Origin of the sequence: Actinoplanes siamensis (genome assembly GCF_016862395.1) — a bacterium.
GTDB lineage: Bacteria > Actinomycetota > Actinomycetes > Mycobacteriales > Micromonosporaceae > Actinoplanes > Actinoplanes siamensis.
Window position 1 is genome coordinate 1 of record NZ_BOMW01000134.1, and the last position, 1,384, is coordinate 1,384.

At 65.8% G+C, this 1,384-nt stretch carries 1 protein-coding gene; it reads right to left on the reverse strand.

Annotated features, from left to right (window positions below; all coding sequences use genetic code 11):
- Positions 1–37: 37 nt before the first annotated feature.
- Entirely contained in the window at positions 38–1,339 is a 1,302-nt protein-coding gene (locus Asi03nite_RS37415) for an IS256 family transposase (protein ID WP_203685243.1), read from the reverse strand.
- Positions 1,340–1,384: the final 45 nt, after the last annotated feature.

Here is a 1,384-nt window from a genome sequence, read left to right on the forward strand (position 1 = left end):
ACTGTCAAGAAAACGGTGTAACTCGATTCGTTGAACGTCAGTTACGGCCTGCGGTGAGGCGTCCCTCGAAGGCGAGGTCGAAGGCGTTGAGGGCGGGTTTCCAGCGCATAGTCCAGCGGCGTTGGCCGGTGCCGGTCGGGTCCAGGGCCATCACGGCCAGGTAGACGCATTTCAGGGCGGCCTGCTCGTTCGGGAAGTGCCCGCGGGCCCGCACGGCCCGGCGGATCCGGGCGTTCACGCTCTCGATCGCGTTGGTCGAGCAGACGACCTTGCGGATCTCGGCGTCGAAGGCCAGGAACGGCACGAACTCGGCCCAGGCGTTCTCCCAGAGCCGGACGATCGCCGGGTATTTCTCGCCCCAGACCTCGGCGAACTCCAGGAACCGCTGCTCAGCAGCAGCCTCGGTCGGTGCGGTGTAGACCGGCTTCAACGCCTTTGCGATCGCGTCCCAGTGCTGGCGGCCGGCATATTTGAACGAGTTGCGCAGAAGGTGAACCACACACGTCTGGACCACCGTCTTCGGCCAGACGGTGTTGATCGCGTCGGGCAGGCCCGTCAGACCGTCGCAGACGGCCATCAGCACGTCCTCGACACCGCGGTTCTTGAGCTCGGTGCACACACTGAACCAAAACTTCGCGCCCTCGCCGCCGTCGCCGGCCCACAGCCCGAGGATGTCGCGGGTGCCCTCGACGGTGACCGCCAGCGCGACGTAGATCGGCCGGTTGGCGACCTTCCCGTCCCGGATCTTGACGTTGATCGCGTCCAGAAACACCACCGGATAGACACGGTCCAGGGGCCGGTTCTGCCATTCGGCCATGCCGTCCATGACCTTGTCGGTGATCGTGGAGATCGTCTGCCGCGAGACCTCGGCGCCATAGACCTCGGCCAGGTGAGCGCTGATCTCACCGGTGGTCAGGCCTTTGGCCGACAACGACAGCACCATGTCCTCGACCCCGGTCAGCCGCCGCTGCCGCTTCTTGACGATCTGCGGCTCGAACGAGCCGTCCCGGTCCCGGGGCACGACGATCTCGATCGGGCCGACGTCGGTCAGCACCGTCTTCGCCCGCGACCCGTTGCGGGAGTTCCCGCCGTCCTTACCGGCGGGATCATGCTTCTCATAGCCGAGATGATCGGTGATCTCGCCGTCCATCGCGGCCTCGATCACGCGTTTGGTCAGCTGCTGCAGCAGACCGCCCTCACCGGTCAGCCGCAGGCCCGCGGCACGGGCCTGCTCCACGAGCTGGCCGACCAGTTCGGCATCGACGTTCGCCGGCAAGGCCGCCGGGTCCTTCTTCTTGGCCACCGCGGAAGTATCCACGGCCTCGGTCGTCATGGTCATCAGGTGCGTCTCCTTGATCAGGAGTTACACCGTTCTTCTTACAGT